This is a genomic window from Pandoraea commovens (assembly GCF_902459615.1).
Classification (GTDB): domain Bacteria; phylum Pseudomonadota; class Gammaproteobacteria; order Burkholderiales; family Burkholderiaceae; genus Pandoraea; species Pandoraea commovens.
On sequence record NZ_CABPSA010000006.1, the window covers coordinates 309,949 to 336,910 of the forward strand.

Sequence of the window (26,962 nt, forward strand, 5' to 3'; positions counted from 1 at the left end):
CATCATGAGTCAAGATTTCACCTTCGCCATCAAGCGCATTAGTTTCGACGAGGACTATCGCCCGTCGGACAATACGCGCATCACGACCAACTTTGCTAATTTGGCCCGTGGCAGCAGCCGCCAGGAAAACCTGCGCAACACGCTTCAGATGATCGACAACCGTTTCAACGCGCTGGCGCATTGGGACAATCCGAAGGGCGACCGTTACACCGTCAAGCTCGACATCATTTCCGTCGAAATGAGCATTGGCGGTGAAAACAATGGAAGCGCGCTTCCGCTGATCGAAATATTGAAAACCAGTATTTTCGACAAGAAGAACAACGTGCTTATCGACGGCATGGCGGGAAACAACTTCTCGTCGTACGTGCGCGATTACGACTTCAGCGTGCTCCTGCTGGCGCACAACAAGGACCAGCCGAAGTTCGGCACGCCGGAGAATTTCGGCGACCTGCACGGCAAGCTGTTCAAGTCGTTCGTGAACTCGGACGCTTACAAAGCCAACTTCAACAAGCAGCCTGTTATTTGCCTGAGCGTATCGAGCACGCGCACCTACCGCAGAACGGCCAATGTGCACCCTGTGCTGGGTACCGAATACTTGCAGGACGAGTATTCGCTGACCGACGAGTATTTCGCGAAGATGGGCTTGAGAGTGCGCTATTTCATGCCTCGCAACAGCGTCGCGCCTTTGGCTTTCTATTTCTCAGGCGATTTGCTGGGCGATTACACGGATCTCGAACTGATCAGCACCATCAGCACGATGGACACGTTCCAGAAGATCTATCGCCCTGAGATTTACAACGCGAATTCCGCCGCCGGGGAATCCTATCAGCCGAGCCTGAAGCATCAGGATTACTCGCTGACTCGCATTGTCTACGATCGAGAAGAACGTAGCCGTCTGGCTATTGAGCAGGGAAAGTTTGTCGAGGAGCACTTCGTCAAACCCTACCGCGCCACGCTTGATCAGTGGTCCGCTAACTACGCTCATTGACTCACTTAAACGCAAGGTCATTCATCGTGAAAAAATTGTTGCCGACTTCGACTGCAGGTAGCTTGCCGAAACCGTCCTGGCTCGCAGAACCCGAGAAACTCTGGTCGCCCTGGAAGCTGGAAGGAGATGAATTGGTTCAGGGCAAGCAAGATGCATTGCGTCTGTCTCTGCAAGAGCAACAGCACGCGGGCATCGATATCGTCAGCGACGGCGAGCAAACGCGTCAGCATTTCGTGACGACGTTTATCGAACACCTGAGCGGCGTCGATTTCAATAGCCGTCAGACCGTGCGAATTCGCGACCGCTACGACGCGAGCGTGCCGACGGTCGTGGGCGCTGTCGCCCGCCAAAAGCCGGTCTTCGTCGAAGACGCGAAGTTCCTGCGCGCGCAGACCAAGCAGCCGATCAAGTGGGCGCTGCCCGGCCCGATGACGATGATCGACACGCTGTACGACGATCACTACAAGAGCCGCGAAAAGCTCGCCTGGGAATTCGCCAAGATTCTCAATGAGGAAGCGAAGGAACTGGAAGCGGCGGGCGTCGACATCATTCAATTCGATGAACCGGCATTCAACGTCTTCTTCGACGAAGTCAACGAATGGGGCGTGGCGACGCTGGAGCGCGCCATTGAAGGGCTCAAGTGCGAGACCGCCGTTCACATTTGCTATGGCTATGGCATCAAGGCCAATACTGACTGGAAGAAGTCGCTGGGCACGGAGTGGCGTCAGTATGAAGAAGCTTTCCCGAAGCTGCAAAAATCCAGCATCGATATGATCTCGCTGGAATGCCACAACTCGCATGTGCCCATCGATCTGATCGAGCTCATTCGCGGCAAGAAGGTGATGGTCGGGGCCATTGACGTGGCGTCCGAAACCATCGAGACGCCGGAAGAAGTCGCCAGCACGCTGCGCAAGGCATTGAAGTTTGTCGATGCCGACAAGCTTTTTCCGTGCACCAACTGCGGTATGGCACCGCTGCCCCGTGCGGTGGCACGCGGCAAGCTGGCTGCACTGAGTGCCGGTGCGGAAATCGTGCGTCGCGAACTGTCGAACTGAGGTCTGAGTCGTCCGGCGTAAGTCGGCCCGTGGGACGTTGTTACCCATCTGAAGGGATCGGGTGGCACGGCGAGCGGGTTGGCTTGCGCCAGTTGAATTGCCCCCCCGGTATTTCTCCCCCGCTATGTCACTTCCCAGTCCGGCCATCGAGCCATTGCGCTTTCGCGAAGCGCTCGGGCACTACGCCTCCGGTATCACAATCATTACGTCGCACATCGACGACGAGCCGCTAGGCTTTACGTGTCAGTCGTTCTATAGCGTGTCGACGAATCCGCCGCTGGTGTCGTTCAGCGTGATGGCCACATCGGCCAGCTATCCCAAGATCCGTCAGGCGGGACGCTTCGCCGTCAACATCCTCTCGGGAGAGCAAGCAGAAATTTCCAACCAGTTCGCCCGGCGAGGCACGGACAAATGGCATGGCGTCGACTGGCAGACCTCGCCGCTGGGCAATCCCATCATTCCGGGCAGTCTTCACTGGCTGGATTGCGAAATTTACGCGGAACACGCGGCAGGCGATCACGTGATTGTGATCGGTGAAGTCAAGGCGTTAGACGTGCAGGATGCTGCGGCGAATCAGCCATTGCTGTATTTCAAAGGGCAATATCGCAACATCGCCGATCACAGCGGGGGACTTATTTGAATTTGGCAGAGATTGCGCTCAAGCGACTTTTTCTCGGGGGTCGTCGATGATTTGACGCGCGATTTCATATCGCACGCCTTGGCGATCGAGAATCCGGACGTGCTTTACCACCGTCGCCAACGCAGTGAGGAATGAGCTGGCGTTCTCGTGATACTCGTACGCCTCCTGATCTGCCCAACCTTCGACCAGGTGAAAGAGGTTCTCGTCCGTCAGGTCGGCGGCAAAGGCGTAATAGATGCAGCCCGGCATCTGCCGTGCGGCGGTCATTTCGGGAATGACGGCATCGACAAATGTTTGGCGATCGGCGGGATCAACCCGGTAGTAGGCCGTGACAACGATGGCCGTAGCCAGATTCTTGTCATGGTCTGCCGGAGATTGCCCGTGATCGGGAAACTGTGCGCTGTAATCGCTGGTGTTGGCGTTCGTATTCATGAGTTGGTTTGATATCGAAATTTGCGAAACCGCTGGAATTTCACGCACCGCTTGCCAGGTGCCTTATATCGCTCCGGCAAGCGGTGGTCCTTGATGCATCGTCGGGAACGGGGCCGTTCAACGACACTGCGTCGAAGCTACATTCAATTGGCAGAGAACGCCGCCGCAGCAGCGGCGGTATCGAGCGCTTCGCGCAGCAGTGCGATCTTCCCGTCGCGCGCCACAAGCCGGCCCGCATACATCTGGCGATAAATCTTCCCCGTCGACGGCACTAGCGCCTCGACTTCATACTCGGCAAACACTTGCTCCGGCGTCTCGATCAAATACTGCACGTTGTGAAACTTGAAGTCGGGCACCTTCGCGAGCAAGCCCCCGATGAAGCGTTCGATCTGCTCAGGCCCCTGCGCACGAGCGGATTTCAGATACGGCAGTTCCAGCACGCCGTCGTCGGCAAACAGTGCGGCAGCAGCCTTGGGGTCGCTGATGGCGTCGAGGTAAGCGGCAAGCAGTTGGGTAGCGTTTTTCATGATGGGTTTCATCCGGTGATATGGCGTGGCAGAGAACGGCGCACTCGATGCGCCGTTCACGCAGTGTCGTCGTGCAGTTATTGAAGACGCGTCTTCAACTCGTTGGCCAACTGCTTCATCGCAGCGCGCGTCGGTGCATCACCGGCGAGTGCGTTCAGCAGCCCGAAGTCGTGGATCGTCCCGTTGTAGCGCGTAACCGTCACCTCGTTGCCCGCCAGATCGAGACGATGACCGTACGCCTCGCCTTCGTCGCGCAGCACGTCAAACTCCGCGGTCTGGATCAGCGCGGCCGGCAAGCCCTTGAGCGCATCGGCCGGCGCCCGCAGCGGCGAGGCATAGGCCTCATTGCGTTGCGCCTCATCGGTCGTGTAGGCATCCCAGAACCACTTCATCATGGCGCGGCTCAGGAAGTAGCCGTCCGGATAGGCGTTGTACGAACCGTTGTCGAACGTGTGATCCGTGACCGGCCACATCAGCCCCTGGAAGCGGATCGCCGGACCCTGGCGATGCTTCGCCAGCAGGCTGATCGCCGCCGCCATGTTCCCGCCGACGCTGTTGCCCACCACCGCCAGCCGGCTGCCATCGACACCGATTTCTGCGCCATTTGCCGCGACCCATTGCGTGGCCGCATATGCTTCGTTGATGGCGACCGGATAACGCGCTTCCGGCGACGGTGTGTAGTTGACGAACACGGCCGCGGCGCCCGATTGCACGACGAGATCGCGCACCAGACGCTCATGCGTCGGGTAGTCGCCGAGAATCCAGCCGCCACCGTGGAAGAACATGAACACCGGCAGCACGCCAACGGCCACTTGCGGCTTCACGATGGTCAGCGGCACCGTGATGCCGCCTTGGGTGATCGTGCGCTGCGTGACATCGATGCCCGACACGTCGACGGCAATGCCGCGTTGCGCACCAGCCAGCACTTCACGGGCCGCCGCCGGCGAAAGCGTTTCAAGGCCCGGGCCTTCGGCTTGGTTCAGGATGTCCAGCAGCGCGACGGTGGCGGCGTTCGGGGTAGCAACTTGCGAGTTTTGCGTGGTCATTTTCGTAGCTCCATTCGTTGGTTGTCAGGCTGCCCGGAGAAGTCGTGCAGTCGATGGAATGGAGAATACGGACCCGTCGAATTTTGCGAAATAGAAGTGTTTGTAACTTATCGTTGCATATTTGAAATGATGCTGCCGGCAGGGCGTGCGGCGGTCATTTCGGCCAGCGCCAGGTCGGCTCGCTCAGGTGTTCAGCGAAGAAGTCCGACAGTGCGCTCACCTTCGCCGGCCTCGCACGGGCTGATGGCGTGACGAAGTACAGGCCGCCCTTCGTCAGCGACCAGTCGGTGAGGATCGCTTCCAGCCGACCATCGATCAGATACTCCCCCGCGATGAATTCCGGCAGCTCGGCGATCGCCAGCCCCTCCAGCAGCATCGGCAGCAGAGCATCCGAATTCGTCACACGCAGCGGGCCGGTCGGCATCACCGGTGCTTCGTCGCCAGCCTCATTGGTGAAACGCCACACGTCGCTGCGCGCGCGATACGCGTAGGACATGCACGGGCGGTCCACCAGGTCGTCCGGATGCGCCGGCCGTCCCTCGCGCGCCAGATAGGCGGGCGACGCCACCACGTATTGCGTGACTGCACACAGGCGACGTGCGACCAGCGACGAATCGGGCAGGGCGGCTATCCGCAGCGCCGCGTCGAACCCGTCAGCCACCAGATCGACGGTAGAGTCCGCCAGATGCAGATCGACCTGCACGTCGGGATAGCGGCGGAAGAACGCCGGCATCAGCGGTGCGACCCAGCGCAGGCCAAACGACATCGGCACGGCAAGCCGTACGAGCCCACGCGGCTGCACCGACAACTCGCGCGCCGCACCTTCGGCGGCCTCGGCCTGACGATAGATCTCGCCGGCCTTCTCGCACAGCGTCCGGCCGAACTCGGTCAGCGCGAGCTGGCGCGACGTGCGATTGAGCAGTCTCGCGCCCAGTCGATCCTCCAGACGCGCCACGCCACGCGACACGGTCGCGACCGATACCCCCATCTCGCGCGCGGCCGCCGCGAACGAGCCCTCCTCCGCGACCTTGGCAAACATCGCGAGTCCTTCGAAATCAGGCAGCTTCGACATGGTCACCCATCATTTCAAATTTGCAACGTTGATTTGCGATGCATTCTATTTCGAAAACATCGGCACGTCGATATTCTCCACACATCGCAGCACACAACCCGCAGCGAACGCCGAATTCCGGCGCAAACCGAACGACTCAACCGCATACAGGAGTGACACCATGAACCGCAAACTCGACAACAAGATCGCACTCGTCACCGGCGCCACCAGTGGCATTGGCCTGGCCACCGCGCAACGCTTCGCCGCCGAAGGCGCCCACGTCTATCTGACCGGCCGCCGTCAGGCGGAACTCGACGCGGCCGTCGCGTCGATCCGTGAAGTTGGCGGCAAGGCCACCGGTCTTCGCGTCGACTCGACGAAACTGGAAGAACTCGATTCGCTGTACAAGCAAATCGGCGAAGCCCACGGCCGTCTCGACGTGTTGTTTGCCAACGCTGGCGGCGGCTCAATGCTCGCACTCGGCGACATCACCGAGGCGCACTTCGATGAGACGTTCGACCGTAATGTAAAGGCCGTGCTGTTCACTGTTCAGAAGGCGCTGCCGTTGCTGGCAGACGGTGCATCGGTGATCCTGACAGGATCGACGGCTGGCAGCTCGGGTACTGCGGCGTTCAGTGTGTACTCGGCCTCGAAGGCAGCGGTGCGCGCGTTTGCCCGCAGCTGGATTCTTGACCTGAAGTCGCGCCGCATCCGCGTGAACACGATCAGCCCGGGCGCGACCCGCACTCCCGGTCTGCTCGACCTCGCAGGCGACGACGCAGCGCAACGTCAGGGGTTGGCCGACTACCTTGCCGCACAGATCCCGCTGGCGCGTCTCGGCGAAGCGACGGAAATCGCCAGCGCAGCGCTGTTCCTCGCGTCCGACGACGCCAGCTTCGTGAACGGCGCGGAACTGTTCGTCGACGGCGGTCAACAGCAAATCTAAGCCGAGCAGGCATCGAAGCCGGCTGCCCATCTGGCGTGGCGCAGCCGGCTGTCTTGGGAGTCCGCAATCATGATTGAACATCGCCCCTTTACGTCATTGGGCGCCTTGTCTACCGATTGGCTGAAAGCGCGCTTGCACTTTCGCGTCGGCAATATCGGGCAACTCGCGCATCGGCCGATGGGGCCACTGGTCGTCTGGAATGACGACGAGTTTGCGCCGCACTCGGGCTTCGGGTTGCACCCGCATCGCGACATCGAAATCGTGACGTGGGTCCGCGCGGGCGCCATCACGCACGAGGACGACACCGGTAATCGCGCGCGCCTCGTGGCCGAAAGCGTGCAGGCCATGCATGCCGGCACGGGCATTCATCACGCCGAGCGCAATGACGAAGACGTGCCGGCTCGGCTGTTCCAGATCTGGCTGCAACCGCGTGCGCCTGGCGGCGCGCCGTCGTGGACCACCGGAAGCTGCTCGCCGGCGCGACGCGACGGCCGCTTCGTCACCCTCGCGAGCGGAGACCCTGCTGATGTACGCGCCGGGGCGTTGCCGATCGACGCCGATGCCCGCGTCAGGATTGCGACGTTGCGCGAAGGCACCACGGCACACGTGGCGTTGGAGGTAGCGCAAGCCGCCTATTTCGTGAGCGACCACGGCCGACTCGACATTGGCGGGATACGGCTGGAGCCACGCGACGGCGCACTGGTGACCGGCGAGTCCGAAGTGTCGGTCACCGCGCTCGACGATACCGACGTTGTGGTGGTTCAGTTACTTGACGAGCGTCGGTGAGACAAATCGACGCGACCCAGCGATGCGCCATCAGGGCGTATTGCCGGGTCTCGGACATTCGACGCCATTTGAAGTCTCGTCCGGATCGCCCAAATTTATCGGAGCTTTAGCGGTGGCTTCTGCCAGGTGAGTTTGCTCTTGTTCCCAGGCATACGACCAAATCGGAACTCATCAAGGCTGCGATTGCGTTTCTCGATTGGGAAAAGCCATGGACATTTGCTTCTACTGTTTTAGAGCAACTCGCGGATGAGAGTCATCCAAGCGCGAATCATCCGAGATCTCGGTGTCGACGTGGAGCGTCCCTTCTTGGCCGAAAGCGGTCGTAACGCTTTGACCGCTACATGACCCGTGCCCGGCAGTGTGGCCTACGGGTCACCCCCGACCCCGCTACGCCTTTACCGTTTTTATTGCTATTAGCAGCTGATATTAGTAATAAAAACGGTTACCACGACGCGTAGTAACTACTTGAAAACAATGGGATCGCTATTCCCCGTTCAAACGGTTACGGTCACGCCCCGGCGAGCGATCTGCGTAGTGCTGAGGAATAAAGTCGGTTACACAGATGATAACGAACGGCGATTTTCGACCCTTCTCTGTCGTTCCACTCAGGCCGCAGTAGCGACCGCTATCGTGTGAAAGCGGCCTCTGCCTGCCTGCGCGGGCGGCTTTTGCGCTCATGCAATGAGACTAGCCCATCAGCCGTCCACGCATCATCCATAGGTTGCTCGGGGCGAACAGCGTATGCAATTGCTGCGTGTTCTTCAGCGGCCGCGAGAGCGCGCCTTTAGGCTCCACCGTGCGCAGCGATGAACAGGGCGACGGCCGACCGGCAATAGGATTCGATTTCGTTGTCGTCCTCTGCTCTCGCCTCATCGAAGCGTGCGATCAGCAGCAGATCCGATCCTTTGAAAAGCGCGGCAAACAAGCGGGCGGACAGGTGCGCGTCGGGCACGTTCAGCATCCCTTTCGCGTGCAACTGACGCAACACAGCCTCGATTTGGGAGATGACATAGGCAGGCCCAGCTTCGTAATGGAGCTTGCTTAACGACGGTTGATTCGTCTTGTCGGCCAACACCATGGCTTCGACACTTCGAGCGCCCTGGCTCAACAGCGTACGGAGCAGGGAGGCCCCGACCGCCATGAGTTGATCTTCGGCCGAACCGTCGACGCCTTCAGAAAGGGCCTGCGGTGCAAATTGGTGGCAATGGGCCACCATGGCCGCGCTGAACAGCGCCTCCTTGTTCTCGAAGTGCCGATAGATGCTCAGCTTGGAAATCTTCGCCCGCTGGGCGACCTTGTCCATCGTCGTCGCTTGAAAACCCAATTCCACAAAGAGTTCGCAGGCCGCGTCGACGATCGTTTGGCGAAGCGCCTCGTTGGCGGGCCGGCCGCGCCGGCCCTGGCTGTTTTCGGTCACGATAATTCCAGTACTTGACAGTATTCAAATTGATTAATACGATACCATCCAGTATCGCAATGTGCAAGCCAAGGGCAGGTTTCAACCGGTTGTCCAGATCCGGTGTCCCCGGCCCACTCCTCATTCACAACCCGGAGCCCATCACCATGAACGACGTCATCATCATTGGCGGCAGCTTTGCCGGCCTCGCCGCCGCCCTGCAACTCGGCCGTGCCCGCCGCAAGGTCACCGTTCTCGATACGGGCCGGCCGCGCAACCGCTTTGCCGGCCACTCGCATGGCCTGCTCGGCCACGACCACAAGCCGCCGCTGGACATCCTGGCCGAGGCGCGGCAGCAGCTGGCGCGTTATCCAACGATCAGCCTCGTCAATGCCCGGGCCGAGAGCGTGTCTGGCGCCATCGACGATTTCTGCGTTGTCACTGACGATCACGAAAGCCTGAGGGCGCGCCGCGTGATCCTGAGCTATGGTGTCGCCGACCAGATGCCTGATGTGCCGGGCTTTGCCGAAAGCTGGGGCACGTCCATCGTGCCGTGCCCGTATTGCGACGGCTTTGAAGTCGCTGGCCAGCATTGGGGCCTTGTCTGGTCCAGTCCGCAGTCGTATCAGTCTGCCAAGCTGTTCCGCGATTGGACTGACACGTTGACTGTCTTCGCCGATGGACATGACATCGCGCCCGATATCCAGGCCGATCTGGCACGCCGCAACATACCTCTCGTCGATGGCCGAATCGTCGAGATCGCCCACGAGAAGGGCCATATCACCACCGTCAATCTCGATACCGGCAGCAATGTCGCCGTTGACATCCTGTTCGCCAATCCGCGTAACAAGCCGTCCGCAAGCCTGCATGAATCACTGGGCCTCGCCACGCTCGATACGCCCACCGGCGTGGTCCTCAACGTCGACGACCGACGCCAAACCAGCATGCCCGGCATCTACGCCGCCGGCGACCTTGCCACGCCCTTCTTGCCGTCGGTCACCCAGGCATCCTCGCAGGGTGCGATGGCGGGCATCTTCGCCCAGCAATCGATGGTGGTTTGAGAGCACAGGTTCCTTTCTCCCGCTGCGTCGTCGCCTTCGAAAAGGTCGGCGTAGATCGGCGCGGTGAAAGGCAGACCGTCGAGTCAAGGAGATGACATGGCAAAGCAAAGTGCTGATCAGGTGGGTGACTGGAACGGTCAAAGCGGGGAGCGCTGGGTTGCCAACCAGGCCCGGCTCGACGCTCTGGTGTCGGTGTTCGGCCAGGCCGCGATCGAAGCCGTCGCGCCCGCGACGGGTGAGCGCGTGCTGGACATCGGCTGCGGCGCGGGCGCGTCGAGTCTGGCTCTGGCCGCCCGCGTCGGCGCGAGGGGGCAAGTGCTGGGCGTGGACATATCCGAACCGCTGATCGGCCAGGCGCGCGCGCTTGCGCGACCGGATACGCCGGCCCTGTTTCAGGTGGCCGACGCCAGCAGCGCAGAGCTGCCCGAGGGCGCGTTCGACATCCTGTTCTCGCGTTTCGGGGTGATGTTCTTCGACGATCCGACAGCGGCGTTCGCCCATATGCGACGCGCGCTCCGGCCGGTCGGTCGGGTCGCTTTCGTCTGCTGGCGCGGCGCGACCGAGAACGATTGGATGCGCCTGCCGGTTGGCGCGCTCAAGGGCATCCTCCCGCCGACCGCGCTGCCCAATCCCGAAGCGCCCGGCCCGTTTTCGTTCGGCGACCGGGAACGCGTGGCAGGCATCCTGACGGCGGCCGGCTTTACCGATATCGCTATCTCGCCCTTCGACGCGGTCGTCCCATTCGGCGAGGGCGAAACGCGGGACGCTGCGATCGACGACGCAGTGAGGATGACGCTCGAGGTCGGCCCACTGTCGCGTGCGCTCGCTGATCAGCCCGACGACATCCGCGCGCGCGCCTCGGCCGCAGTTAGTGCCGCCTTTGCGAGCCTTCCCGGCGAGCGGTCGGTGATGATCAACGGCGCCGCGTGGATCGTCATGGCACGCAATCCGGCAAGCTGAGAGGTTAAGTCGACCAATGTGTCAGAACCAGCAACTCCTCGTGTCTCGGGGAGGGGTCTACTTTGAGCGCCGAACGGCCGGAACGCGGCGCTGATTGGCCATTGAGGGCGAAAAGAGCAGTGGCTCTTGATGGCCGAAAGCGGTCGTAACACTTTGCCGCTATATGACCCGTGCCCGGCAGTGTGGCCTACGGGTCACCCCCGACCCCGCTACGCCTTTACCGTTTTTATTGCTATTAGCAGCTCGTCCAAATCCCCTACGCAGCAAACGTGCTAGAATCGTTGACTGATCAAACATTGATCCATCCAAAAAATGGCTCCCAGTCCTAGCACCCCGCACTCGGCGGGGCAGGTGTTGCCCTTCCGACAGTCGCTCGTGGCGATGCTCGGCCTTTGTTTCTGCACGATGATGGTGGCGCTCGACCAGACAGTGGTCGGGACCGCACTGCCGACCATCGTCGCGGAACTCAAGGGGTTCGAGTACTACGCGTGGGTCGCAACGTCGTATCTCCTCACCTCCGTCATCACCGTCCCCATCTTCGGACGCCTCGGCGATTTCTACGGCCGCAAGCGCTTCGTCATGGCGGCGATCATCGTCTTTACAGCCGCGTCGGTCCTCTGCGGTGCGGCGAACAGCATGCCGTTCCTCGTCTTGGCCCGCGCCCTGCAGGGCATCGGCGGAGGTATGCTCGTCGGGACCGCGTTCGCGTGTGTCCCCGAACTGTTCCCCGATCCTCACGTGCGTCTACGCTGGCAGGTCATGCTCAGCTCCGCTTTCGGCATTGCGAACGCCATTGGCCCTTCGCTCGGTGGCTTTCTCACCGAAGCCTACGGCTGGCGTTCGGTCTTCTACGTCAATCTACCCGTCGGTTTGCTCGGCATCTGGTTCATCGGACGCCACCTGCCGCAAATGCGTGCCGAAGAACACAGCAAAGCCAGTATCGACTGGCTCGGCGCGGTGCTCATCACCGCAGCGCTCGGTAGCTTGCAGATGCTCGTCGAATGGCTGCCTGCCGACGGTCTCTCGCGCGGCGTGGTGACGCTGGCTGTCGTGCTGGTCGTCTCGTCGCTCGCGCTCTATCGGTGGGAGCAGCGCACCTCGCATCCGATCCTGCCGTTCGAGATGTTCCGTGACAAATCGCTCGCGCCGCTTTTCGTGCTGTCCGTCTTTGCGGGCTTTTCGATGTTCGGGCTGCTGTTCTATGCGCCGTTGCTGCTGCAAGGCGGCTTCGGACTCTCGCCGCGCGAAACCGGTTTGCTCATCACGCCGCTGGTCGTGTGTATCACCGTGGGAAGCATCGTGAACGGGCGTCTGATTACCCGTCTGCGGAATCCGAACGTAATGTTGTACGGCGGCTTCCTGCTGCTTGCGCTGGCCTGTGCAGGCATCATCACTACGCATCGCGGTACCTCGCATCTGCTGATCGCCGCCTACATGTTCCTTGCGGGTCTCGGCCTCGGTTTCGTGATGCCGAACCTGACGGTCTTCGCACAGGAGGTCGCCGGGCGTGCGCACCTCGGCATCGCCACCGCACTGATGCAGTCGCTGCGCATGATCGGTGGGATGCTCGGCACGGCCATCGTCGGCACGCTGGTGAATCACAGCTATACGGCACGCGTCACCGATGCGCTGGCGGCTAACGAAGGCACGCGTTTCACGTCGCAGCTCTCCGATCCGCAGATCCTCGTGAACGCTACCGCGCAAAGCGACTTCCTGATGACGCTCGCGCACATGGGCCAGAACGGCGCGCTGTTTATCGAATCGGCGCGCACGTCGCTCGTCGCCGCCATTCACAATGGCCAGATGGTGTCGCTCGCGGCGGCGCTTGCCGGGTTGTGGTTTGTGCGACGCGTGCCGCTCATTCGTCTGACGCGCGGCGCGAAGACGCAACCGCAGCCGCCAGCCGGGGAGTGACGCGATGCCGACCGCTTTGAAACGTAACGTCATTCAGCAACTGAGTCTGACCTACCGCGCGATGATGCTCGCCTTCGACGCGCAGGTCGGACATCCGCTGCCGCGCTGGCGCATCATTCTCTCGCTGGCCGAACGCGGCACCTGCTCGCAGAAGTTTCTTGCGGAGCATTGCCGACTCGACCCGGCGTCGCTCACGCGTCAACTTCAATCAATGGAAGCGCTCGGCTGGCTGTCGCGCGCGACCGACCCCGACGACAATCGTCTGACGAACGTCACGCTGACGGAAGCGGGCATGGCCGTGCACGACGAGGCGACGCCGCGCCGTCAGGCTTTCTTCGACGACACGCTCGAAGGCATGACGCCGGATGAGATCGCCACGCTGGAGAGCGCGCTCGTGCATCTGGAGGCGCAGTTCAAGTCGGTGGCGTCCAGAGCGAAATCGGGTGCTGCTGCACCTGCCGGATCGAACGCGGCGAACGCAGGGAGCGCTGCGAACGCCACGGACACCACGCCTGCAAGAAAGCGTGCTTCCAAAAACGCGTCATAGGTCGCTCGCCCCGGCGGATGTCGACCACAAAAAAGCCGCTTCGAATTCGAAGCGGCTTTTTCCTTGCTGTGTTCAGGACAAACGGTGTGACGACGATCAGAAGAACGTCTGCACGATCTCCACGACGTTGTAATCGCCGTCGACGACCGGCAGGTGACGCCACTTGTCGAACGTCAGGCACGGGTGCGAGATGTCGAACGCAATCATGTCGCCCACGCGGATGTCGTCGCCCGGGGCGATGCGAAGGTAAGCGTGCTGGTCCATCATGCCGGTGACTTCCCAATGCTCGGGCGTCGCCTTCGGCGACTTGCTTTCGCCCGGACGGAACTGCTGTGCCGGTTCCGGCATGCCTGCGTCGAACGCGGCGTCGCGCTTTCCCAGCGCAATGATGGCGCGCTCGGGTTCGGGAATCGATTGCACGTACGCCCACAGTTGCAGCGCCGGTTGCAGTTGCGAGCGCATCTGCTTCGCGATGGGGTTGCGCGTCGCGATCTGTGCCTGCGCCGCCTTGTAAATGCCTACGTCGTGCGTGAGATAGCAACCGGGACGCAGGACTACGTCCAGCGGTGCGCCCACGTCCTTGTGTGCGAATTCGTCCGCGACCACGTCGTACCATGCCGAACCCGCACCTGAGAGCACTGCCGGGTTACGCTCGACGCGACCGGCTGCGACCAGTTCGCGCGTGATGCTCACGGCGCGTTGCAGGAAGGCGCGGATGTCGGCTTCCGTGCTCAGCACGCCTTCGTACACTTCCACGCCTGCCAGTTTGACGGCGTCGTGATACTGCGTGAGTGCGTCGAGCACGGCTTGCTGCTGCGCAGCGTCGCGCACGCCCGTGCGACCACCCGTCACGCCGAGTTCGATCAATACCTGAATCGTCTGACCACGCGTGCGGAAGAACTCGCCCAGATGCGCCACCGCAGCAGCCGAGTCCACCAGACAGAAGAATTCGAAGTCGGGATCCTTCAGCAGGTCGGCAATCATCGTCATGTTGCGTTTGCCGACGAGCTGGTTCGCCATGAGTACGCGTCGCACGCCGTGATGGTAGGCCGCGTACGTCTGCTGTGCCGTGGCGAGCGTGATGCCCCATGCGCCACCATCCAACTGGCGACGGAACAGCTTCGGGGCCATCGTCGTCTTGCCGTGCGGGGCGAGCTTCACGCCATATTCGTGCACGAAGCGCTGCATCCACGCGAGGTTGTGACGAATCTTGTCCTCGTAGAGCACCGCCGTCGGCAGGCTCAGGTCTTCGTTCAGCAGATTCCAGCCAAGACCGATCGTGTTGGAGGGCGCGAGCGGCGCGTCCAGCGCACCCAGACCCTTGTTGAGGGTATCGATCATACCGTGCTGATAGTTTGTATCACTCATTCCCATATCTCCTCATGTCTGTGCGCTGAAAGCTGCTGGATGGCTCCTATAATAGCGTTTAATTACCAGCGTTTGACAGTTTTGTTATAAAGTAACAAATATTGGGCGTCCGACCGTTGAGACGCCGCACAGACCGGATATATGGCCGAAACCTTCGATATCGTGACCCGCGTCGCCGAACGCAGCGACGCCCTGAGTCAGGCAGAACGCAAAGTCGCGCAGGTCGTGCTGGAAGACGTGGCGGGCGCTGCCGCAGCGTCGATCAACGTGCTTGCCGAGCGCGCTGGCGTGAGCGAGGCGAGCGTGACCCGCTTCGCCAAGGCGATGGGTTGCCGCGACGTGCGCGACCTCAAGCTGCGACTGGCGCAGGCGGCGGTCGTCGGCCAGCGCTTTCTCGGCGCGAGTGCGGCCAGCGGGCAAGACGGTGGCGGCGAGACCATCGACCGGATTGCCGACGATATTCAGACGACGTTGCAGGTGCATCGCGGACTCATCAAGCCCGATACCGTGCGACGTGCCGCCACGCGACTGCTCTCGGCGCGCATGGTGTACGCGTTCGGGATGGGTGGCGGGTCGTCGCTGCTGGCCGACGAGGCGCGCTACCGTCTTGTGCGTCTGGGCCGCCCGGTCGCCAGCTATCAGGACGCCGTGCTGGCTCGGATGGTCGCGGGTACGCTCGGACGCGACGACGTCGTACTCGCCTTCTCGGTGAGCGGTCACACGCCGGAGCTGTTATCCGCCTGCGAAATTGCGCGCGAATACGGGGCGCAGGTCGTTGCCGTCACCGCGACGGGGTCGCCGCTGGCAGCGCTCGCCGACGAGGTGTTGCCGATCCGCGCGCTGGAAACCGATTTCATTTTCAAACCGTCGTCGTCGCGTTACGCGATGCTGCTTGCCATGGACGTGCTGGCTACGGAACTGGCGCTGCTCGCCAAGCCGCAGAGTCAGGCGCTGTTGCGACGAATCAAATATGTGCTCGACACACATCGGGGCGGCGGCGATCGCCAGCCTCTGGGAGACTGACCATGACTGACCGCACCGAAAATCTTGCCGATCGCACGGTCGATACGCTGATCACCGACGTTCGTCTGGCGGACGGCTCCGGCGCACCCATGACGGACGACCGTTTCGACGTGGCGTTGCGCGGCGGCCGCATTCACGCGATTACGCCAGCGGGGGAGCGCTCGGGCTGGCAGGCGAAGCAAGTCGTCGCAGGCAACGGCAACGTGCTGAGCCCCGGCTTCATCGACGTCCATACGCACGATGACACCAACGTCGTGCGCGCGCCGGAAATGACGCCGAAGCTGTCGCAAGGTGTGACGACGGTCGTCGTCGGCAACTGCGGCATCAGCGCGTCGCCGGTCACGCTCAAAGGCGATCCGCCCGATCCGATGAACTTGCTGGGCGAGGCGAGTGCATTCCAGTACCCGACCTTCGCGGCCTATGTCGAAGCGCTGGAAAAGGCGCAACCGTCGATCAATGTGGCGGCGCTGATCGGCCACACTGCGCTGCGCAACAACCATATGGATCGTCTCGACCGCCCGGCGACGGAAGCCGAAATCGAAGGCATGCGCGCGCAACTGCGCGAAGCGCTGGACAACGGCGCGCTGGGCTTGTCGACGGGACTGGCCTACGCGAACGCGAATGCCGCACCGACCGAGGAAGTGCTCGCGCTGGCCGAACCGCTGGCTGAGGCGGGCGGTCTTTATGCGACGCACTTGCGCACCGAATTCGCCGAGATTCTCGAAGCGCTCGACGAAGCCTTCCGCATCGGACGTCATGCGCGCGTGCCGGTGGTCGTCTCGCATCTGAAGTGTGCGGGCGTCGACAACTGGGGACGCAGCACCGAAATTCTCGAAGCACTCGACAAGGCACAGCGCTTTCAGCCGGTCGGCTGCGACTGCTATCCATACACGGCGAGTTCGTCGACGCTCGATCTCAAGCAAGTCACCGACGACTTCGACATTCTCGTTACGTGGTCCCAGTCGCATCCCGATCAGGGCGGCAAGCTGCTCGCGACGATTGCTGCCGACTGGGGCGTCGATCTGATGGAAGCGGCGAAGCGTCTGCAACCGGCAGGCGCCGTGTATCACTGCATGGAAGAAGACGACGTGCGCCGCATTCTGAGTCACCCGGCGACGGTGGTCGGCTCGGACGGGCTGCCTAACGATCCGTTGCCGCACCCGCGCCTTTGGGGTGCGTTCCCGCGCGTGCTGGGACGTTACAGCCGCGAGCAGTCACTTTTCCCGCTGGCGGAAGCCGTCCACAAGATGACGGGGCTTTCCGCCGAGCGTTTCGGTCTGAGCGAGCGTGGACTTGTGCGTGAAGGGTATTGGGCCGACCTGGTGTTGTTCGATCCGGCGACCGTGGCCGATGCCGCGACGTTTACCGATCCGATGCAACCCGCGTATGGCATTTCGGCGGTGTGGGTCAACGGTGTGCTCTCGTGGCAGGACCGCGCACCGACGCAGAACGCGCGTGCCGGACGCTTTGTGCGTCGCGGCACGCCGCAGCCGGTGCTTTGAACTGTTGTTCTGAGCCGGTGTTGTTGAAAACGATTCGTTGAAAGGAGCGATGATGAGCATCAAACGATATGGCGTGGAAGGCGGGCAGGGCACTGGCGGCCAGCGCATGCCCTTTGCACGCGCGACCGAAGCCGACGGCTTCCTGTTCGTCTCGGGACAGACCCCGATGAAAGACGGCGAAGTGATCGACGGGGGCATCGTCGCCCAGTCGCATCAGGCGATCCAGAACATGATCGCGATTCTGACCGAGGCCGGTTACGGCACCGAACATGTCATGCGCATCGGCGTGTGGCTAGACGACCCGCGTGACTTCGCGTCGTTCAACAAGGTGTTCAAGGAGTACTTCGGGGATCATCCGCCCGCCCGCGCTTGCGTGGTGTCGAGCATGGTCATCGACTGCAAGGTGGAAGTGGATTGCGTGGCGTACAAGAAGCCGGTTGCGTAAGTCGCCGCTGCCTGACTGAGAGCATCTGAAGAAAGCCGACGATCATCGTCGGCTTTTTCATTTGGACGTTGCGCCTTCCGGTTGACCGAGACGGACGTTACCGTTTCGCAAAGTCTGCGGTTTGCCTTCGATGGTTCGTTGTCGCATAAGCGCGCAATCTTCAGCCTCCTAACCTGAAAGGAGGTCATCGTGAGATCAGGACCCATCGGCGAGACAGGGCCGAGCGCACCGGCTACGCATACGCACCGCGCTGCCATCGAGTCCGCCGAAGACGCCCGCATCACTATCGATTTCCCCGTGACGCCGGATGACGTCCGCTTACGCTCCCAGACCATGAGCCGGTTGGGGCGCGGTGGGCTGTCGGGCGGACTGACCGGCGTGGCGATTACGGTACTTGGCCTGCTGGGGCTGGCGACCGGCGCGTATTACTGCCTCGAAGCCTCCGCCTCGGACGACGACTCGGAGGTCACGCCGCAGGATCGTTGGATCGGCGTGGGCGTCGGCGGAGGGATGGCAGGGTTGTCGACGCTCGCCGTGACTTTCGGGCTGGGGCAGGTCTGTCTGTGCCTGAAGAAGCGGCGCGAGGCCGGGCGTGAGATGACGTCGTTGAGCACGCGCGTGCAATTCGAGTCGCCGAGGGAGGTCGGGTCACGTGACTATGTCTGACGATCCGTTGGAATGTGCGGGCCATGCGCCCTCGTCGACGTTCATGGCCGGAAAGATCGACGCAGCGCTGGCGGCGGTGCGCGACGCCGAAGCGCAACGCGAGGCGATGGATCTGCCGCGCCCCGGCGCATGGGATGCTGCGCAGTGCGACGCCGTCTATCGCTGTGGCTACGGGGCGTTTGAGCGAGGCGACTTTGCTCAGGCCATCGAGTGTTTTGCGCCGCTGCTGTCAGCGTGTCCGCTTGAAGCGGACTACGCGGTGGCGCTCGCGCTATCGATGCAACGTCAGGGCGAGCCCGAGGCGGCGCTGCCGCTGTTCATGGCGGCGGCGCTCCTGGACGAGGACGCCCCCGGGCCGATGTATCGCGTGGGGGAGTGTCTGATCGAGCTGCGCCAGTTCGACGGCGCGTGCCAGGCGATGAGGCAGACGCTGGTGCGTTGCGACGGCGAGCCGAAATACGCCAACGTCAGGAACGCCGCGTTGAAACTGATGGCGAAGCTGGGCTATCTGGGATGACAGCCCCGGTTTCGCTTACTGACGCGCCGTACGTGCGTTGTCCGGCATCGGCAACGTGAAGTTGGTACGGAACGGATTGATGTCGAGTCCGCCGCGTCGCGTGTAGCGGGCGTAGACCGCCAACTGAGTCGGCTTGCACTGACGCATGATGTCCATGAAGATCCCTTCCACGCATTGCTCGTGAAAGCCGGTGTGACGCCGGTACGAAATCACGTACTTGAGCAAGCCTTCCTGATTGATCGGCGGGCCGACGTAGCGGATCTGCAAGCTGCCCCAGTCGGGCTGGCCGGTGACCGGGCAGTTCGATTTGAGCAGGTTGGACACGAGCGTTTCGTCCACGGGCGCTTCGTCGAACGCGGCGGTGAGTAGCGACGCATCCGGCACGTAGATGTCGGTATCGATGTCGAGCCGGTCGACGAGCAAGCCGTCGAGTTCGTCGAGTTCGAGCTTGGCAAAGCCGCTCGGCTCTACGAGTCGCACCTGGACCGGAGCGCCTGCGGCTTCCGACAGGTCTTGCTGGATCAGGGCGCGCGCGGCGTCGACATTCGCCAGCTTCGTCTGCGCGAACGAGCCAAGATACAGCTTGAACGACTTCGACTCGATGATGAACGGCGAATCGGCGGGCACCATCGCGGTCAGCAGCGCGATTTGCGGCTTGCCCTTCTCGTTGAGCCACGAAAGTTCGTAGCCGTTCCAGATGTCCGCGCCGAAGAACGGCAGGGCGTCGGGTACGCCGATTTCGGCGCGCGCGGGCGCACGGGCGATCGGGAAGAGTTGGGACGGGTCGTACTGCTCGGTGTAGGCAACTTCCTTGCCGAGCGAGGATTGTTCAGGCGTGGTCATGATTGGCGATGCCACTGATGACGTGACCGGTCGGGGAGACGCGGGCCGCCGATTCGCAGTGGCGAGTCTGATCGTCGAAGAAGAAATCGGGCTCGAACTCGCGCAGGAATGCGCCTTTGTCCAGCCCGCCCAGGAACATCGCCTCGTCGATGTCGATTTTCCAGTCCATCAGCGTGCGAATGGCACGCTCGTGGGCCGGGGCCGAGCGCGCTGTGACGAGCGCGGTGCGGATTTTGACCGGCACTTCATGGCCTGCGAGGGCTTGCAAACGGTGCAGCGCGAGCAGCAGCGGTTTGAACGGGCCGGGGGGCAACGGCGTGGCGGCGCGCTCGATTTCGTGCTGTTGGAAGGCGTCGAGGCCGTTGCGCTGGAAGACCTGCTCCGCCTCGTCGGAGAAGAGCACCGCGTCGCCGTCGAAAGCGATGCGGATTTCGTCGGGATGCAATTCGGCTTTTTTCGCAGAGTCCGGATACACGCGTGCGGCCGGGAAACCGGCGGCAAGCGCGCCGCGCACATCGCGCTCGTTCGCCGACAGGAACAGATGTGCCCCCAGCGCGTTGAGATAGCCGAACGGGTCGCGCCCGCGCGTGAACACGCCGCGCTCGATCTTGAGATCGAGTTGTCGCGCCGAGCGGAACACGCGCATGCCGCTCACGGGATCGTTGCGCGAGAGCACCACGACTTCCACGCGATGTTTGTCTTTCGTGTCACCGGCACCGCTGGCGCGATTGGTTCCATTCGCACTGCTGGTATCACCGCCCTGATTGAACGCGAGTAGCTTCTGTACGAGCGGGAAAGCGACGCCCGCCGGGGCGGGCGTGTCGAGACGGTCGAGCTGATACTGCATGTACGACTGATCGTCGCCGCTCGCCACGCCCGCGTCGAACACGCGGTTCTCCTCTTCGAAGTCGAACAGCGCGCGCGACGAGATCGCGACAACGAGTTTGTTCTCGAGCGTGATGGGCATGGCGGCGGCGATTTCCTGTCGTGTGTCAGTGGCTGAGTGCGTGAATGAGTGCGTCGCGACTTACCCGAGGAACAGCTTGTACACGGGGTTGTCGCTTTCGTCCCAGTAAGGATAGCCGAGCGTTGCGAGGAAGTCGCGGAACGCGGCCTTCTCGTCGTTCGGGACCTGAATCCCCACGAGGATGTTGCTGTAGTCCGCGCCCTGATTCCGGTAATGGAACAGGCTGATGTTCCAGTTCGGGCTCATGGCCGAGAGGAACTTCATCAGCGCGCCCGGACGCTCCGGAAACTCGAAGCGGTACAGCACTTCGTGGCTGGCCAACGCCGAGCGGCCGCCCACCATGTAGCGGATGTGCTGCTTGGAGAGTTCGTCGTTCGACAGATCGAGCGTCGGGAAGCCGTGACGCTCGAAACCGGCCTTGATGCGCTCGCCTTCGTCGCGGTTGTGCATCTGGATGCCCACGAAGATGTGGGCGCTGGACGCTTCACTAATTCGGTAGTTGAACTCGGTCACATTGCGGCTGCCCACCACTTCGGTGAAGCGCTTGAAGCTGCCGCGTGCCTCGGGAATGGTGACGGCGAACACCGCTTCGCGTGCTTCACCGACTTCGGCGCGCTCCGCGACGAAGCGCAGGCGGTCGAAGTTCATGTTGGCGCCCGAGGTGATCGCGACGAGTGTTTCGCCCTTGAGCTTTTCGCGCTCGGCATACAGCTTCGCGCCTGCCACGGACAACGCGCCGGACGGCTCCAGCACGCTGCGCGTGTCCTGGAAGACATCCTTGATGGCGGCGCAGAGCTGGTCGGTGTCGACACGCACGACTTCGTCGAGATACTCGCTGCACAGGCGGAAGGTTTCTTCGCCGACGTATTTGACGGCGGTGCCGTCAGCGAACAGACCGACGTCGTTTAGCAGGATGCGCTCGCCAGCGTGGATGGATTGCGCCATCGCGTCGGAGTCGACCGATTGCACGCCAATGACTTTGATCTCAGGACGCACGGCTTTGACGTAAGCCGCGACACCGGCCGCCAGTCCACCGCCACCGATGGGCACGAAGATGGCATGCAGCGGGCCCTGATGTTGACGCAGGACTTCCATGCCGATGGTGCCCTGACCGGCGATAACGTCGGGGTCGTCGAACGGCGGCACGAAGGTCAGGCCACGTTCGGCTTGCAGCGTCATGGCGTGCGCGTAGGCGTCGCTATAAGAGTCGCCCGCGAGCACGACTTCGACGGCGCGTCCGCCGTGGGTTTTCACGGCGTCGATCTTGACCTGCGGCGTGGTGACCGGCATGACGATGACGGCCTTGCAGCCCAGACGCGCCGCCGAGTAGGCAACGCCCTGCGCGTGGTTCCCGGCGGACGCGGTCAGCACGCCGCGCTCGCGCTCGGCCTCGCTGAGATTGGCCATCTTGTTGTACGCGCCCCGAATCTTGAAGGAGAACACCGTCTGGTTGTCTTCGCGCTTGAGATAAATTCGATTGTGCAGCCGCATGGAAAGCGTGCGAGCCGGTTCGAGTTCGCTCTCAAAGGCGACGTCGTAGACTTTGGCGGTCAGGATCTTCTTCAGATAGTCGGGAGCTGCGTCAGACATGATTTAGGGCTTCTTCAGGTTAGGCACATCAAGGAACAAAAGGACAATGATAGACCAGCACTTCCGCCGGGGCGGTCGCGCTTGGTCTTTCGGGGAAAAACTGGAAAGGGGAGTGCGCGCCCTAGCGTAGGTCGTCTGGGGTGTCGATGTCGCGCACGATTCCGGCGTCGTCGACATCGACGATCGTAATGTGCTCGCTAATCAACAGGTCGCGCGCGCCGATGTCGCCATCGAGGGCGGCAAGACGTGAGGTATAGGCGGAACCGAACGCGACGGGATGGCCGCGCTGTCCCTGATAACTCGGGGCGACGATGGCTTCGGGCGACGTGAGGCCGTTTGCAATCGCGCGCAGGGTATTCGGGTGGATGTAGGGCATGTCGGCCAGCGCGACGAGCCAGCCGTCGAGATGCTCGAGCCCCGGGGGCGGATCTTCGTCGGAGGCGGCGTTGATGCCCGCCGCGAGGGTCGCACCCATGCCGCGCTTGGTAGCGTGGCTCATGACGACTTCACAACCCGCCTGCAACAACACGTTCTCCAGCTCGGCCGAGTCCGGTCGCACCACCGCGATTACGCGCGGCAATGCAGCCAGCAGCGCGTGGGCGCTGGCGAGGGCAACGGGTCGGTTCAGGGGATCTCCGGGTAGCGGCGCGAGCAGCTTGTTCCGGCGCCCCGCCGCGTCGAAGCGGGTACCGAGTCCGCCTGCCAGTAGAATGGCCACGGGCGGCGTCGAGGGTCGGGTCATGGTCACGCATTATGCGCCAGACTTTTTGTTTCTGCCAAACGCGTGTGCACGCATTCGCGGTGTCGTTGACTGACCGTCTGGTCGGTCGGGGGCGATGGCGTTGCGATGCTTTTCGGTCGGATTTTGCTTTCTGCGGAGCTGCATGGAGTCGTTCATCACCTGGTTGCTGGGCGTGTTGGCGTTGCCCGGCGTGGGCCTGCCCGCCATTTTTCTGGTGTCGTTTCTCTCCGCCACGCTGCTGCCGATGGGCTCGGAACCCGCGCTCTTCGGCTACGTGGCGCTCAATCCGCATATGTTCTGGACGGCCATTGTCGTGGCGAGCGTGGGCAATACGCTCGGCGGCATGCTGGACTGGTGGATGGGGTTCGCGGCGCGTCGCGCGTTCGTGCGGCTCAAGGCGCGCCGACGGGCGCATGCGCGGGCGGCGGCGGTCGGTGGTGTCGCCGTGGTTGTCGATGTGCCGCAGGCGAAGGCAGGCAAAGGGGACGCGGACGGCAAAGCGCCCATGAACGAACGCTACACCCGCTGGATGCGACGCTTCGGACCACCGCTGCTTTTGCTTTCGTGGCTGCCCGTCGTCGGCGATCCACTCTGCACCCTTGCCGGATGGCTCCGGCTCTCGTGGCGTTCATGCCTTATCTATGTCGCCATCGGCAAGACACTCCGCTACGTCGCCATCACCTACCTGATGCTGCGTGTGCCCGAATCGTTCTGGCAAGGCATCTTCGCGCCATTCAAGCATCTGCTCATCGGCTGAGTGAGGCCGCTTTCGGCGGTTCTCACGAAGTCCGGAGGCCGGACCGGAGCCCCTTTCCGCCCCTCAGACATAAACCCAACTCGGTTCAGAAAGGGGCCCCGGTCCGGCTCACCATCATGCTTTCCCAGGACCCACCTTCTTACGCGCTCGTACGCTAGTGCGCTAGTGGCTAGTGATTACGCGCTTGTGACCTCGAACGGCAACGCGCGCTGACGTTTGCCCGTCAACGCAAACACGGCGTTCGCATACGCCGGTGCCAACGGCGGCAGACCCGGCTCGCCCATCCCCGTCGGTGCGTCGCCCGAGCTAACCACGTGCACATTGATCGCGGGCATGTCCGTCAGACGCGCCACCGTGTACTGGTGGAAGTTGCTCTGCTCGACTTCGCCATCCTTGAGCGTGATCGCCGCACCCGGCAACGTTGTGCCCAAGCCCATCAACGCCGCACCCTCAACCTGCGCTGCAACCGTCAACGGATTGACCGCGAAGTTGCAATGCACGCCCGCCGTGGCACTCACCAGACGCGGTGCACCCGATGCACCGTTAGGCATCTCTGCCACCACCACGTACGCCACCACCGAGTCGAACGATTCATGTACGGCCACACCCCATGCCTGCCCTGCGGGCAGTTTGGTCTTGCCGTAACCCGAGCGCTCCACGGCCAATGCCAACGCGTCACGGTGACGCGGATGCTTGTCGCCCAACAACGCATAGCGGTACGCGACCGGGTCCTGGCCCGCATTCTTCGCCAATTCGTCGATCAACGTCTCCATCACGAATGCCGTGTGGGTGTTGCCCACCGAACGCCACCACAACACCGGCACGTTCACCTTCGGGCTGTGCAGCGTCAGACGCAACGGCACGGCGTACGGTGTGCCGGAGACGCCCTCGACACTCGTGCCGTCGATGCCGTTCTTCACCATCATCTTCTCGAACGGCGTGCCCGCCAGAATCGACTGGCCGACGATGGTGTGATTCCACGCGAGCACGTTGCCCTTGGCATCCAGACCGATCTCGGCACGGTGCACGTACATTGGACGGTAGTAGCCGCCGTGAATGTCGTCTTCCCGGCTCCAGATGACCTTGACTGGCTCGCGATGGCCCGCGCCGTGCCACGCTTTCGCGACCTGCGCGGCTTCGACGCCGTAGTCCGACGTCGGCACCGCACGACGGCCAAAACCGCCGCCTGCCATCAACGTATGCAGTTTGACCTGCTCAGGCTTGAGGTCGAGCGTGCGCGCAATGGCCGCCTGATCGACGGTCTGGAACTGCGTGCCGGTCCACACTTCCGCGCCTTTGCCCGAGATCTGCACCGTGCAGTTCAGCGGTTCCATCGGGGCATGGGCGAGGTACGGGAAGCTGTACTCGGCCACGAGGGTTTTCGGTGCGCCCTTGAGTTTGGAGACGTCGGCGTCGATGGCGACGGTGCCCGGCGTCTTCGCCATTTCCTTGTACTTGGCCAACTGCGCCGTGGTGTCGACATGCTCGACGCCGCTGGTGTCCCATTCGGCCTTGAGCGCATCGCGGCCAGTCTTCGCCTGCCAGTAGCCATCGGCGATGACGGCAACGGCGGTGCCGCCACGGTCGTCCGGAATTTCAAGGACGTCGCGCACACCCTTGACGGCCTTCGCCGCCTTGGCGTCGAACGTCTTCACTTTGGCGCCGAACACCGGCGGACGCGCCACGACCGCTACCTTGAGGTTCGGCAGCTTGAAGTCCATGCCGTACATCGGCGTGCCGGTTGACTTGGCCTTGGCGTCCAGACGACCCGTCGGCTTGCCGAGCAGGCGGAAGGCGGACGGATCCTTGAGCGCAACGTTGGCCGGGACCGGCATGGCCTGCGCCTTAGCGGCGAGACTGCCGTAGGTGGCGCGCTTACCGTTCGGGCCGAGCACGACGCCCTTTTCGGTGCGCAACTGGTCGGCCGGGACTTTCCATTGCTGGGCTGCCGCCGCAATCAGCATCGCACGCGCCGACGCGCCAATGCGCCGGTACTGCATCCAAGAGTGCGCAATGGAGCCGGAGCCGCCCGTCATCTGGATGCCGAACATCGGGTCTTTGTAGACGTCGGCCGCCGGGGCCAGCTCGCCACGGACCTTCGACCAGTCGCAATCGAGTTCTTCAGCAACGAGCATCGGCAGCGCCGTTTGCACGCCTTGTCCGAAATCGAGTCGGTTGACCTGAATGGTGACAGTGTCGTCCGGGGCAATATGCACGAAGGCGGACGGCACGACCGCTGCCGGGGCCGCGCCCTGTGCACTGGCCGTGCGCATCATGCCGGGCAGCGACATTTCCAGCATCAGGCCGCCCGCTGCAATGGCGGACGTCTTGAGGAAGCCACGACGGCTCACGCCGGTGAAGTCGCCCACGGCAACGCCGGGACGTTGGGAGAAACGAAGTTCACGCATGTTGGTGTCTCCTCGCCTCAGGCCAGCGACGATGCGGCGTCTTTGATGGCCGCGCGAATGCGGGCGTACGTGCCACAACGGCAGATGTTGCCCGCCATCGCGGTATCGATCTGTTCGTCGTTCGGCGACTTGTTATCGCGCAGCAGGGCGGTGGCCGACATGATCTGGCCGCTCTGGCAGTAGCCGCACTGCGGCACGTCGTGCTTGACCCATGCAGCCTGCACGGCAGCGCCGACCGGATCGGCGCCGACGTTCTCGATGGTGGTGATCTTCTTGCCTTCGACGGCAGACACAGGGGTGACGCAGCTACGGATGGGCTGGCCGTCGAGATGGACGGTGCAGGCACCGCACAACGCCATGCCACAACCGAACTTGGTGCCGGTCATGTTGAGCGCGTCGCGCAAGGTCCAGAGCAGGGGAGTGGCGGGGTCGACGTCGACCTTCACCGTTTTGCCGTTCAGTTGGAACGAAGCCATGGAAACACCTCTTGATGGGTGGATAAGTCGGGGGACGGGTAGAACATACTCCCATTCCTTGGAAATTTCAGTTCAGAAGTACGGCGCAAGTCGTTGTATCTAAAGGAATATAGCGGTGTGCTTTTATGGTGAAAGTGAGGGGTGGGTGCTGGCGTCGGCGTCGTTGTGAAGCCGCCATCAACGTAGCGATGAGGCGCGCAGCAGGTTCACGTGCGATGGAAGTGCGATGGAAAAGAGTGGATTGACGCGTCACGCAGGGGTTTTCGGCGCGGCGCCGACGTGTTGCGGTGCAATGAAGTACAATTCGAC

Annotated in this window: 27 protein-coding genes; 15 read left to right on the top strand and 12 right to left on the bottom strand. The window is 62.6% G+C overall.

What is annotated here, in order from left to right; genetic code table 11:
* The first annotated feature begins 4 nt into the window (after window positions 1-4).
* From PCO31010_RS18505 to PCO31010_RS18515, 3 genes are all read left to right on the top strand, one after another.
* Window positions 5-988: a DUF1852 domain-containing protein gene (locus PCO31010_RS18505; protein ID WP_150665537.1), complete on the top strand. Its 984-nt coding sequence runs from the start codon at window positions 5-7 to the stop codon at window positions 986-988.
* A 26-nt stretch (window positions 989-1,014) separates the two neighbouring features.
* A complete protein-coding gene (locus PCO31010_RS18510; RefSeq protein WP_174984918.1) occupies window positions 1,015-2,043 on the top strand; it encodes a methionine synthase in 1,029 nt (342 codons plus the stop codon).
* Between the two features lie 124 nt (window positions 2,044-2,167).
* Window positions 2,168-2,683 (top strand): flavin reductase family protein, encoded by a 516-nt coding sequence (locus PCO31010_RS18515; RefSeq protein ID WP_150665538.1) that lies wholly within the window; start codon window positions 2,168-2,170, stop codon window positions 2,681-2,683.
* Between the two features lie 18 nt (window positions 2,684-2,701).
* Here PCO31010_RS18515 and PCO31010_RS18520 read toward each other — a convergent pair whose 3' ends face one another.
* The 4 genes from PCO31010_RS18520 to PCO31010_RS18535 all read right to left on the bottom strand — a co-directional run bounded on the left by PCO31010_RS18520 (window position 2,702) and on the right by PCO31010_RS18535 (window position 5,760).
* Entirely contained in the window at window positions 2,702-3,115 is a 414-nt protein-coding gene (locus PCO31010_RS18520; RefSeq protein ID WP_150665539.1) for a putative quinol monooxygenase, read from the bottom strand.
* Window positions 3,116-3,258: 143 nt separating this feature from the next.
* Window positions 3,259-3,642, bottom strand: coding sequence for a nuclear transport factor 2 family protein (locus tag PCO31010_RS18525; RefSeq protein WP_150665540.1), 384 nt, complete (start codon window positions 3,640-3,642; stop codon window positions 3,259-3,261).
* Between the two features lie 77 nt (window positions 3,643-3,719).
* Complete coding sequence (locus PCO31010_RS18530; protein ID WP_150665541.1) at window positions 3,720-4,688, bottom strand: alpha/beta hydrolase; 969 nt, start codon at window positions 4,686-4,688, stop codon at window positions 3,720-3,722.
* A gap of 154 nt (window positions 4,689-4,842) precedes the next feature.
* Window positions 4,843-5,760: a LysR family transcriptional regulator gene (locus tag PCO31010_RS18535; RefSeq protein ID WP_150665542.1), complete on the bottom strand. Its 918-nt coding sequence runs from the start codon at window positions 5,758-5,760 to the stop codon at window positions 4,843-4,845.
* A 160-nt stretch (window positions 5,761-5,920) separates the two neighbouring features.
* Here PCO31010_RS18535 and PCO31010_RS18540 point away from each other — a divergent pair, with 160 nt between their 5' ends.
* Together PCO31010_RS18540 and PCO31010_RS18545 are read left to right on the top strand one after the other, a co-directional pair.
* Window positions 5,921-6,685: an SDR family NAD(P)-dependent oxidoreductase gene (locus PCO31010_RS18540; RefSeq protein ID WP_150665543.1), complete on the top strand. Its 765-nt coding sequence runs from the start codon at window positions 5,921-5,923 to the stop codon at window positions 6,683-6,685.
* Window positions 6,686-6,754: 69 nt separating this feature from the next.
* Complete coding sequence (locus PCO31010_RS18545) at window positions 6,755-7,471, top strand: pirin family protein (RefSeq protein ID WP_150665544.1); 717 nt, start codon at window positions 6,755-6,757, stop codon at window positions 7,469-7,471.
* A 784-nt stretch (window positions 7,472-8,255) separates the two neighbouring features.
* Here PCO31010_RS18545 and PCO31010_RS18550 read toward each other — a convergent pair.
* On the bottom strand, window positions 8,256-8,888 hold the full coding sequence (locus PCO31010_RS18550; protein WP_150665545.1) for a TetR/AcrR family transcriptional regulator: 633 nt from the start codon (window positions 8,886-8,888) through the stop codon (window positions 8,256-8,258).
* A gap of 146 nt (window positions 8,889-9,034) precedes the next feature.
* On the opposite strand from PCO31010_RS18550, the gene PCO31010_RS18555 reads away from it, so the two are divergent.
* From PCO31010_RS18555 to PCO31010_RS18570, 4 genes are all read left to right on the top strand, one after another.
* Window positions 9,035-9,928 (top strand): NAD(P)/FAD-dependent oxidoreductase, encoded by an 894-nt coding sequence (locus tag PCO31010_RS18555; RefSeq protein ID WP_150665546.1) that lies wholly within the window; start codon window positions 9,035-9,037, stop codon window positions 9,926-9,928.
* Between the two features lie 96 nt (window positions 9,929-10,024).
* A complete protein-coding gene (locus PCO31010_RS18560) occupies window positions 10,025-10,888 on the top strand; it encodes a class I SAM-dependent methyltransferase (protein WP_150665547.1) in 864 nt (287 codons plus the stop codon).
* A gap of 312 nt (window positions 10,889-11,200) precedes the next feature.
* Window positions 11,201-12,802 carry an MDR family MFS transporter gene (locus tag PCO31010_RS18565; protein ID WP_150665548.1) on the top strand — a complete coding sequence of 534 codons (1,602 nt, stop codon included), beginning with the start codon at window positions 11,201-11,203 and terminating at the stop codon, window positions 12,800-12,802.
* Between the two features lie 4 nt (window positions 12,803-12,806).
* The gene (locus PCO31010_RS18570) at window positions 12,807-13,349 is read left to right on the top strand and encodes a MarR family winged helix-turn-helix transcriptional regulator (RefSeq protein ID WP_150665549.1); all 543 of its coding nucleotides are present in this window, start codon (window positions 12,807-12,809) and stop codon (window positions 13,347-13,349) included.
* A gap of 96 nt (window positions 13,350-13,445) precedes the next feature.
* Here the strand turns inward: PCO31010_RS18570 and PCO31010_RS18575 are convergent, their stop codons facing one another.
* Window positions 13,446-14,717: an amino acid deaminase gene (locus PCO31010_RS18575; RefSeq protein ID WP_150665550.1), complete on the bottom strand. Its 1,272-nt coding sequence runs from the start codon at window positions 14,715-14,717 to the stop codon at window positions 13,446-13,448.
* A gap of 141 nt (window positions 14,718-14,858) precedes the next feature.
* Between PCO31010_RS18575 and PCO31010_RS18580 the strand changes: the two genes are divergently transcribed.
* The 5 genes from PCO31010_RS18580 to PCO31010_RS18600 all read left to right on the top strand — a co-directional run bounded on the left by PCO31010_RS18580 (window position 14,859) and on the right by PCO31010_RS18600 (window position 18,870).
* A complete protein-coding gene (locus PCO31010_RS18580) occupies window positions 14,859-15,740 on the top strand; it encodes a MurR/RpiR family transcriptional regulator (RefSeq protein WP_150665551.1) in 882 nt (293 codons plus the stop codon).
* Between the two features lie 2 nt (window positions 15,741-15,742).
* Window positions 15,743-17,242 (top strand): N-acyl-D-amino-acid deacylase family protein, encoded by a 1,500-nt coding sequence (locus PCO31010_RS18585; RefSeq protein ID WP_150665552.1) that lies wholly within the window; start codon window positions 15,743-15,745, stop codon window positions 17,240-17,242.
* A gap of 58 nt (window positions 17,243-17,300) precedes the next feature.
* Window positions 17,301-17,687 (top strand): RidA family protein, encoded by a 387-nt coding sequence (locus PCO31010_RS18590; protein ID WP_150665610.1) that lies wholly within the window; start codon window positions 17,301-17,303, stop codon window positions 17,685-17,687.
* A 189-nt stretch (window positions 17,688-17,876) separates the two neighbouring features.
* Window positions 17,877-18,353: a hypothetical protein gene (locus tag PCO31010_RS18595; RefSeq protein ID WP_150665553.1), complete on the top strand. Its 477-nt coding sequence runs from the start codon at window positions 17,877-17,879 to the stop codon at window positions 18,351-18,353.
* Entirely contained in the window at window positions 18,340-18,870 is a 531-nt protein-coding gene (locus PCO31010_RS18600) for a hypothetical protein (RefSeq protein ID WP_150665554.1), read from the top strand. Before PCO31010_RS18595 ends, PCO31010_RS18600 begins: the two co-directional genes overlap by 14 nt.
* Before the next feature lie 15 nt (window positions 18,871-18,885).
* On the opposite strand, the gene queF is transcribed toward PCO31010_RS18600, so the two are convergent.
* The 4 genes from queF to PCO31010_RS18620 all read right to left on the bottom strand — a co-directional run bounded on the left by queF (window position 18,886) and on the right by PCO31010_RS18620 (window position 23,012).
* Window positions 18,886-19,713, bottom strand: a complete 828-nt coding sequence (gene queF, locus PCO31010_RS18605; protein WP_150665555.1) for an NADPH-dependent 7-cyano-7-deazaguanine reductase QueF — start codon at window positions 19,711-19,713, stop codon at window positions 18,886-18,888.
* Complete coding sequence (locus tag PCO31010_RS18610; protein ID WP_150665556.1) at window positions 19,700-20,680, bottom strand: 5'-nucleotidase; 981 nt, start codon at window positions 20,678-20,680, stop codon at window positions 19,700-19,702. The genes queF and PCO31010_RS18610 overlap by 14 nt, the downstream gene beginning before the upstream one ends.
* 60 nt (window positions 20,681-20,740) lie before the next feature.
* Window positions 20,741-22,270, bottom strand: a complete 1,530-nt coding sequence (ilvA, locus tag PCO31010_RS18615) for a threonine ammonia-lyase, biosynthetic (RefSeq protein ID WP_150665557.1) — start codon at window positions 22,268-22,270, stop codon at window positions 20,741-20,743.
* Between the two features lie 121 nt (window positions 22,271-22,391).
* Window positions 22,392-23,012, bottom strand: coding sequence for a nucleotidyltransferase family protein (locus tag PCO31010_RS18620; protein ID WP_150665558.1), 621 nt, complete (start codon window positions 23,010-23,012; stop codon window positions 22,392-22,394).
* A gap of 142 nt (window positions 23,013-23,154) precedes the next feature.
* On the opposite strand from PCO31010_RS18620, the gene PCO31010_RS18625 reads away from it, so the two are divergent.
* The gene (locus PCO31010_RS18625; RefSeq protein WP_150665559.1) at window positions 23,155-23,769 is read left to right on the top strand and encodes a YqaA family protein; all 615 of its coding nucleotides are present in this window, start codon (window positions 23,155-23,157) and stop codon (window positions 23,767-23,769) included.
* 176 nt (window positions 23,770-23,945) lie between these two features.
* Here the strand turns inward: PCO31010_RS18625 and PCO31010_RS18630 are convergent, their stop codons facing one another.
* Together PCO31010_RS18630 and PCO31010_RS18635 are read right to left on the bottom strand one after the other, a co-directional pair.
* On the bottom strand, window positions 23,946-26,177 hold the full coding sequence (locus tag PCO31010_RS18630) for a xanthine dehydrogenase family protein molybdopterin-binding subunit (RefSeq protein WP_150665560.1): 2,232 nt from the start codon (window positions 26,175-26,177) through the stop codon (window positions 23,946-23,948).
* A gap of 17 nt (window positions 26,178-26,194) precedes the next feature.
* Entirely contained in the window at window positions 26,195-26,653 is a 459-nt protein-coding gene (locus PCO31010_RS18635) for a (2Fe-2S)-binding protein (protein ID WP_150665561.1), read from the bottom strand.
* Window positions 26,654-26,962 lie beyond the last annotated feature (309 nt).